A 9,116-nucleotide genomic window follows, 5' to 3' on the forward strand; every position below is an offset into this window, starting at 1 on the left:
CTCACGCCAGGCCTCAACCTGACCCACCCCGAGATCCACAGACACGAACCAACCCAACCACAACGAGCCCACCCATAACTGTGATTGCAGTACTAATGGGGCTCATCGGGTCGTGAGTGAGACTCGATGAGTGGCCGCCAGTAGGTGAGCACTGCCCGCACCGGAGTCGTTCGAGCTCTGAGGTCAGACCGTGCCTCTGCTGGTCGGCTGGGAGGCCGGACTGCTGATGGGATGGCGTGCCCGCCGGGCTTGACGGGCGTGAGCACTGGATCCATTAGGGCGCGAGCTGTGTCTTCCGCTGGCCACGCGCACGATGTACGTCGAGAGGCTGGAGAAGCGGGTGCTGTTCATCGGGGACGACTGGGCCGAAGACCATCACGATGTCGAGGTCCAGGACGGCTCGGGCCGCAGACTCGGGGCCGCCCGGTTGCCGGAGGGCGTCGAGGGGATCGCGAAGCTGCACGCGCTCATCGCCCGGCACGGCGGTGAGGATCTGGAGGCGGAGCAGGTGGTGGTCGGGATCGAGACCGACCGCGGCCCGTGGGTCCAGGCCCTGCTCGCGGCCGGCTACCAGGTCTATGCCGTCAACCCGCGGCAGGCGGCCCGGTTCAAGGAGCGTTACGGCACCTCGGGCGCGAAGAGCGACAAAGGCGACGCACACGCGTTGGCCGACATGGTCCGCATCGACCGTGCCCAACTGAGGCAGATCGCCGGGGACAGTGACCAGGGCCAGGCCGTCAAGGTCGTCGCCCGCGCCCACCAGAGTCTGATCTGGGAACGCACCCGCAACTTCCAGCGGCTGCGCAGCACGCTGCGCGAGTACTTCCCCGGCGCGCTCACCGCCTACGCGGGACTGGAGCTGACCAGCACAGACGCCCTGGAGCTGCTGATCAGGGCACCCACACCCGAACGGGCGGCGAAGCTGACGAAGCAGCAGATCACCACCGTCCTCGCCCGGCACCGGCGCCGCAACCGGGACCAGCGGGCCGCCGCCATCCAGAGCACGCTGCGTGAGCCGCAGCTGGACATCGCGGCCCCGGTAGCCGCCGCCTACGCGGCCGCCGCAACCGCACACGCCCGGCTGCTGATCGCCCTGAACGAACAGATAGACGCCCTGGAAGGGCAGGTGAAGGCACATTTTCTCGCGCACCCGGACGCTGACATCCACCTGTCGATGCCCGGCATCGGCGAGATCACCGGCGCCCGGGTGCTCGCCGAGTTCGGCGACGACCCCACCCGCTACGCGTCGGCCAAAGCCCGCAAGAACTACGCCGGCACCAGCCCGATCACCCGGGCCTCCGGCAAGACCCGCACCGTCCAGGCCCGTTTCGTCCGCAACAACCGCCTCGCCGACGCCCTCCAACGACAGGCGTTCTGCGCACTCCAGAACTCACCTGGAGCCCGCCGCCACTACGACAAGCAGCGCGCCCGCGACCTCGACTACAACCCCGCCCTGCGGCAACTGGGCAACCGATTCGTCGGCATCCTCCACGGATGCCTCAAGACCCGCACCCACTACGACGAGGCCACCGCATGGGCCCACCATGCGAACCTCGCCACAACTTGACACCCAACGCCATGGGATGTCTGACCTGCCCTGCGGTTCACCCGGCAGGCCGCCAGGGCCGACCGGTCATCGGCGCCCCCAGCCGCCACGGCAGGCACGACGCATCCTCCAGCGGGCCGTGAACCGGAACCACACGGTGCGGCTCCATCAGCATCAACGGTGCACTGCGCGGCACAGCCCGCGCCTGCTCGCACGCCAGACGCTCGACGACCGGCACCGTATTGCGGTGCGACACCAGCCACGCCTCCAGCCCACGATTGTGAATTCTCGTTCGTTGCCAGCAGTTGAAGTTGCTCTGATCTGCTGCTTCGTGACTTGGGTTGGACGGGTTCGAGGGGCGAGGGAACAGGTCTGATCAGGGGACTCTTGATCGGTGTCTGCAGGCGATGCTGCGTGACCTGCAACTCCGTGGAATGAATGGGAGTCTCGTAGGTATCGCGAGAATCCTATGGCATCGCCATCCTGTTTGCGCAGGTCAGAGGCGTAGTGGGGGTACTCGAGTCTACCGCTCAGGTAGTGGCGTTCTCCCTCCCCGGAAGCCGGCCATGCCCGTACGGTGACATGTTCTTCCTGGAGGTAGGACGTGCGGTGGACCTGTAGCGGTCAACGGGGAAGAGCCGCCATTTTGGGTCTGGGACGTCAGTTCGAGGCACGCCCAGCAGGGTTTGCCGGCGCGCCCAAACTCGTTGCCGACAACGAACGAGCTGTCAGACGATGGCGCCGTGAACGATCCCTCTCGCCAGCCGAACCCTGGCACAGGTCTGCTCGGACCGAACTTCGCCCGCCGTAACCGGACCCATCCGACCGAAGAAGCCGAGGACCTCGGGCAATGGGTGGCCCTGGACGAATCAGGCTGGGACGGTGATCAGCTCTATGGCCAGCAGCGCAGCCGGTACCTGTCCATCGGTACAGTCGCCATCAGCGACGACGAGGCCGCGCCGATCGTGGAGGAGATACGCACGGCGACGCGCCTGCAGGCCGCCGAGGTGAAGTTCTCCAAGGCGTTCACCGGGCCGCGTAACAGCCCACGCCGAGCAGTGCTGGCCACGATGCTCGCACCCGGAGGGGTTCTGCACGAGCGGGCATCGGTGTACTTGGTCGACAAGCACTACTTCATCGTGGGCAAGCTGATCGACCTTTTCATTGAGGAGAAGGAAGCCAAGCAAGGGCGCGACATCCGCAGCACAGACCGTGCTCGGCAGATGGCACGCAGCCTTTTCGCGGAAGGTCCCCGAGCTCTGGGGCCGGAGCTCTTCGGGCGTCTGCTGTCCACCACCGTTGCCTTCGCGGCGGCGAAGAATCACGACCACGGCGTCACTGTCGAGGACTTCCACCACCTCGTAGAGGAGGCTTGGACACAGTCCCGACGGCGCAAGGTCACCGAAGCCCTTGTCGCCCTGCGCACAACGAAGGAAGAAGCCGCGGAGTACCTGCAGGAGGCTCACGGCCCCGACGCAGTCCTTGGGCAGTCGCTCGAACCTCTCATTCCTGCGACCGCCGCGATCATCACGAACTGGTCCAAGAAGCTGGGGCGGGTCAATTTCCTGCTCGATGATCAGCGAGCCATGACCGACGCCGACCTAGACCGCATCGAAGACGAAGCGCGCGGCCGTACGCTTCCCGAGTTTCGCTATCTCTCCTACGGAGTTCACCTGGGGGAGCTTGTGAGAGGGAGGTCCAAGGATCACCCTTCGCTTCAGCTTGCGGACCTGGTCTCAGGCGCGGGATTCGCTGTGGCTGAGCGCCACGACGGCCAGTCCAACCCAGCCGGCGATGACCTCTACGAAGCAGTGGTGCCTCTGATCGACCCGGCCGGACTGCTCTCCCACGACGACCCGGGCCGTGTCGCCTATCCCGAAATCCGGTACACCCGCTGAGCGAGCGGGCCGTCACGCCGCTCGACTGCTGTTGGACCGGAGTGCCGGTGCGCCGCGCAAACTCTGGGAGGTCTGCGCGGCGCTGTCAGGCCCGGCTATTGGCTGCAGTAGACGGTGAAGTCGCCGGCCGTGGTTTCGCGGACGTACTTCTCCGCACCGGCCAGGAGGAGCAGCTGGTCCGTTGTGGCCCCGCTCGCCTGCAGGCCGGGCTGGGCGACGATGGTGTGGAAGCGGGGTTCCAGCATGTGAGCCCGCTCGCGGATCGCGAACAGCTTTCTGACGTCTCCGACGACATATGGCGAGATTCCGTTGTTGCGCTGGGCGTACTTCCCAGCGCGGTCGTTCAGATGCGTCAGCAGCTGCTGTACCGCCCCGCGCCGCCACTTGGCGCCGCGCATCGCCTGACCGCACACCTCGTACAGGTCCTTCACCCGCTTACCCGCTTTCTCCTTCGAGTACTTGCAGTGCACGAGCGTCACATCGAGGTACTTCCCGTCAACCGTGAGACCGACAAGGTCCGCAGCCTCTCCCGCACCGTCGTCGTCGATGAGAACGTCGAAGGAACCGGTGGTCTGCAGATGGGACGAGACGTAGTACTGGATCGAGTCGACGAGGCGCTCTGGGCCCTGGGACTCTTTAGTGAAGTCCACTCCGGTCCAGTCCAGTGGTGTCAGCAGATCCACATCGAAGGGACGACGCTGGTAGTTGGGGCTGATGAGCTTGCCGTTGTCGTCGATGAGACGATCACCCTCGAGAAACAGGTCGGGTTTGTTGGCGTTCAGCCAGTCCGCCAGCGGCTTCGGCTGCGCGCTCGGGCCTTTCGACGTGACCACAGCGTCCTGCTCGAGCGGACGGTAGACGAGGCCTTTGTCCTCGTAGGACGCCTGATAGGACACACGCCAGTCCTTGGCCGTCACGGAGAAGAGAAACGGGCCCGTGGCGGAGTAGCTGTCTACTTCGAAGTCGACATCGGTGATCGGGTAACTGCGCTGGCCGTAGGTGACCGTAAGCCTGTCTCGTGTACCCGTGTAGACCTGCCAAGGCCACTGGACTCCCAGCAGGACGTACGGCGGACGCTCGGTTATGTCCTTGGGAATGATGAAGCCGTCGAAGATCCTTTCCAGGTTGATCGTGCTGTCGAGGAGCTTTGTGCCCTGGTGATCGCACCACTCGGTCCATGCCTTCAGGCTGGGGGCGGTGGTAGGAGACCAGAACCGACCAGAGGCAGCCGCGCTGATTGCGACACTCTCGCCCCGGTCGAAGCCGGACGCGGCGATATGGGTCTGGCTCTTGTGCTCCTGGGCCGTGTCGAATCCCTTCGAAACATCGCTCCCCACATGCATCGAGAAGCGAGTGAAGTAGTCCCGGGAATCTTTCAGCCCAACGTTCGTCGGGACGAGCCGGTCCACGCCGGCGAGGACCCGGTACGTACGACCGCCATTGATGAGCTCGTGGCCTGTGCCGAGGACTGCCTCGGCCAGATCCTTGTACGCGCTCGACTTCTCCGAGCCGTGGATGTAGAGCAGCAGTCGCGTGGTGTCGAAGTACAGCACCACGAGCTCGTAGACGACCTGTTCCAGCGCCTGCGGCGCACCCCAGCGCACCGGCGTACGGCGCTCGACGACGAACCAGGCGACAGGCAGGTCCTCGCCGCCCAGGGCGATGGTCTCGTCCAGGACACGTTCGTTGCCGTGAAACAGCGTGAGCGCAGCCTCGGGGGTCCATTCAGCCGTGGCCGCGCGGTAGGCGATGGCGCTCATCTTCGGCTCGAGCACGCTGACGGCGACTTCGTCCGGAGCGCCGCCGAACGTTGCGTCGAAGGCATCGTTCTCCTCGGCGGTGACGGTCGGGCGGTCGGTCAGGTCTCGCAGCAGCACGTTCCAGTCGGCGTCCTCACGCAGCAACTGGCGCAGGGGCGAGGCGCCGTTGTGGGGCTCCTGGGCGACGAACACGGTGGCCTCGCCCAACCCCGCTGTGGCACGGGTGAACCGGCCGATGAACTGGACCATCGGACTGAGGCTCTTGCGTGTCGTGTGCATGGCTGCGATCTTGAGCGCCGGCTCATCGAAGCCTTCGCCGAGCATGTCGACACAGATGATGACGCGACACGTGCGCTCCGCCAGAGCCCTCACGGCTGCCCTGCGGCGGGCCGTGCCTATGTCCTGGTGCACCACCGTGGGGGCGAAGTCTGGGGCCAGTCGCTTGTAGATCTCCGCGATGTGTTCAGCTGAGCGAATGTTCCCGGCCCGAGCCATCAGCAGGTGATCGAATCCGGCCGCCCGGTCTGCCCGCAGCTGTGCGATCGCCTGTGCGGCCAGCTCTTCGTCGACGTCCTGCAGGCCCAGCACGGCCCGGTAGGTGATGTGCCGGAAGTATCCGTCCCGCTGTGCCTCGCGCAACGGGAACCGGAACACGATCCGCCCCGGAAGCCGGCGTCCGTCTTCTCGGAACGGTGTAGCAGTGAACAGCAGCACCTGCCGGTCCGCGAATTCGTTGATGACGCTTGCCCAGGTGGCGGCAGCAGCGTGATGGGCCTCGTCCACGATCAGATGCGAGAACGCCCCCAACAATGCGGCTCTCACCTGCGGCGTGGATCGGTTCAGGATGTTGGGAGTGGCCACCACGACATTGCACGCCCGCGCGAAACGCTCAGCCTCGGCCGGATCCTTGAAACCATGCTCAAGTCGCCCTACGCACGGCCGCAGCGCACTGGCGTCCACGATCTGTTCCTGCTGCAAAATGCCGAGCGTTTCGAACTTTCTCGCGATCTGGTCCCGCAAGGCCGCGCTCGGCACCAACACCAGCAGCCGTTCAGGCTGCGCTGCCACGAGCAGAGCAAGCATCGTCTCCGTCTTGCCAGTCCCGGTGGGCATCACCACGACGCCTGGTTCCCCAAGTCCTGACGCCCAGTGCCCCATGACCGCATGCAGTGCCCCGACCTGGGGGCGGCGCAGACTGTGCGGCTCGTCATGGTGGCGGAAACCGACGGCGCCCCTGAAGGACTCCACGACCGTCTCCGGGGCATGCGCCTGCAATCTCCCGCGCCAGGCGACGTTGCCGCCGCCCGCCGGAACTACCGCTGTCAGAGCTTCCACGGCCAGCTCGTGGCCTGCATGACAGGCCGGCCAGACGCCGAAGACACTCGACACCCTTAGCGTTCCGTCCTGCTCGGACATCTCAAGAGCGCCCTCAGGTACCAGCAGTTGACGGACCTTGTTCGACTCGAACTTGAGATCATCGGCCCACAACGGGGGAGTGGTCACGTTCATGGGCAGCCCTTCTGCTACGGGAACGGAGGATCTACCGACTGATAGGCCGCCAGAGCGTGGGAAGCACTGCTGTCGCTCCGATGGCATTAAAGCGCGAAGTGCAGGTTTCGCGGCCGAGTCCGCAATCGGCAGCGACATGCGGGGATATCGAGGAAGTCCTCGAACCAGTTTTCCGGCCTCAACCCGTGCAGCAGGTTGAGTGGCCTACTTCGTCGGTCTCTTTGTGGCTTTGCCCCATCGTGGCGGCCGCTTGGCGTTGGGATGCAGCGTTCGCAGATCCGTCGCGGGGTGAAGGGCATGCACCGTGGCGGTCAGGGCTGCGTCGAGCGGGCCGATGTGTCCGTCATAGAAAGCTCCGGCGAGTTCACGTGTCGTTTCGTCGTAGAGGAAGACGACGCCTCGCGGCAGGCCGAGCTGGTGCTTCTTGGCGCGCAGGTAGCCGCGGGCGCTCTTCTCGACGACGGTGGGGTCGGGCCCGGCTGGTCGAGTGGCCCATACCAGCAGCCATCCCTCGGCTGGATCGGCGCCGGGGGTGAGCGGCATCGTCAGGCTGCGGCCCTGCCCGGACGGGTTCGGGTTGTCGAGGAGGGTGTCGCCGTACCGCGCTGCCTTGCGCTGTGTGGTCGACTCCAGGGCCAGTAGCGTCGCTCCGATGCTGAGCCAACCTTGTACGTCGCGTGTTCGCAGTTCTTCCGCGAGAGGCAGCAGCGGCGCAGGCGCCATAGCGGGCTTGGGCGCGGTGCCGGCTCCCGAGCTGCCACGCTCTCTGGCGTGAAACCAGGTGTCGAGCGCGTCGGTCCGGCTGGTCAAAAGGGCAGGCGTCTGGTTGTTGTATGTGCGGAGGTCGGCGGCGGTCGGCTCGGGGAGGAACGGGAACGCCGCACGTACTTGGACCGGGTCGGGTTCGACGAACAGGCCGGCTTCGAAGAAGTAGAGGAAGAGGTCGAGTTCGTCCGGGGCGTGGAACATGACGGTGACGTCGGGGTCGCGGCGTCGGCGTAGGTAGAGCAGGAACTGTGCGGGGTGCGCGACGAGCTCGGTGGTGAGCTCGAGGTCGTGCAGGGACACCGTCCAGGGAATGTTGTCGATGCTGAGCAGACCGGCACGTACGAGTTCCGCGGTGGCGGTCAGGACGGTGGAGATGTCGTCGAGACTGACGGCTATGGTGTGGATCTCGCGGATGCCGCTGAAGTCGACCCAGCCTTCTTTTTCGACACGCAGGCCGCCGTCGCGTTCGATCGCGTCGCGCATGCGGCCGGACTGTTCGGCTGCCTTCGTGATGATGCCGGTCAGATCAGTGCGGATGCGTGTCTTCTTCCCTCCTCGGGATAGTGCGCTCAGCGCGACGGCCTTGTCCTCGACGATGACCGCGACATCGTCGAGAACGATGAGGTGGTCGCCCTCGACACGCTTGGTGTACTTCGCCGGATCTGCGGCCTGGGCCTCCTCGTCGTTGGCGGGCACGTAGTACTCGAACGCGTCGCGGAAGCGGGCGCCGGGGAACACCCGGTCCAGCGCACGGCGGGTGCGGGACTCGAGAAGTTCCCCGCGGTGCTTGGAGTACTGACTCCACACCGGCGCAAGCGTCTTCAGGTACTCCTCCAGGTTCTCCCTCACCGCGAACACGTGCAGTGCCGGATGCGGCAGCAAAAGCCGCCCATTGCCCGTGACCAGAAGTGGCCGGGCGCGCAGGGGGTTCCTGCCGGTGGTGAAGGCATCGATGACGTCAGCCGCAGTGTCGGCCCTCAGGTCGAGCCGGAACTGCTCGACGACAGCCGTGACACGTGCCGCGGGAATGCCTGTGCGTGCGGTGATGTCGTCGACGGAGACGGTGGCCTGGTCGGCGCTGGGTTCGAACACGGACAGAAGGCTGGACCTGGCCGACTCCTTCACCTCATCGTCGAGCCGGCTCTTCTGCGCCACAGCCATTGCACCCGTCACGGTGTCACCCATGGTCCGCAGCCGCTGGTTCAGGGCATCCAGTTGCAGATCGTTGCAGGCGCTGAGGACAGTAAGGGCGTCGTGAGCGTCGAATCCGAGATGCTCCTTCAACGCAGCGCGGACGCCCGGCTTGCCATCAAGAAGCGCGAGGTTCGTTGTCGTGACCATCTCTGGATAGGACGAGTTGCGCATCCACACCTCGGCGCTGCGAATGAGCAACGACACCGAAGCGAGCTGGTCGGCCGGTTCGATGGCAGCAAACGATCGCAACTGGGCGAGATGCAGGATCTTGTCGAGCTCAGCCGCCGCCCCGGCGATATACCGGCTCATCTCCTGAAACTCGGCTGGAGCCGGCACGCGTGCCTCATGTGGGCGATCACGAAATTCCCCAGGTGGGGCGGGTTCCGCGTCACGTAATTCCCCACCCCCGCGGTCACGTAATTCCCCATGGGGACGACGGGT

At 65.6% G+C, this 9,116-nt stretch carries 4 protein-coding genes; 2 read left to right on the plus strand and 2 right to left on the minus strand.

The window, feature by feature from the left end:
* Positions 1-340 precede the first annotated feature (340 nt).
* Positions 341-1,567, plus strand: a complete 1,227-nt coding sequence (locus ACFYT4_RS35690) for an IS110 family transposase (protein ID WP_389278940.1) — start codon at positions 341-343, stop codon at positions 1,565-1,567.
* A 722-nt stretch (positions 1,568-2,289) separates the two neighbouring features.
* Positions 2,290-3,444: a hypothetical protein gene (locus ACFYT4_RS35695; protein ID WP_389278934.1), complete on the plus strand. Its 1,155-nt coding sequence runs from the start codon at positions 2,290-2,292 to the stop codon at positions 3,442-3,444.
* Positions 3,445-3,539: 95 nt separating this feature from the next.
* Here ACFYT4_RS35695 and ACFYT4_RS35700 read toward each other — a convergent pair whose 3' ends face one another.
* Together ACFYT4_RS35700 and ACFYT4_RS35705 are read right to left on the minus strand one after the other, a co-directional pair.
* Positions 3,540-6,713 (minus strand): DEAD/DEAH box helicase, encoded by a 3,174-nt coding sequence (locus ACFYT4_RS35700; protein ID WP_389278936.1) that lies wholly within the window; start codon positions 6,711-6,713, stop codon positions 3,540-3,542.
* A gap of 204 nt (positions 6,714-6,917) precedes the next feature.
* The gene (locus tag ACFYT4_RS35705; protein ID WP_389278938.1) at positions 6,918-8,984 is read right to left on the minus strand and encodes a preprotein translocase subunit SecA; all 2,067 of its coding nucleotides are present in this window, start codon (positions 8,982-8,984) and stop codon (positions 6,918-6,920) included.
* Positions 8,985-9,116: the final 132 nt, after the last annotated feature.

The organism is Streptomyces sp. NPDC004609 (assembly GCF_042873655.1).
Taxonomy (GTDB): Bacteria; Actinomycetota; Actinomycetes; order Streptomycetales; family Streptomycetaceae; genus Streptomyces.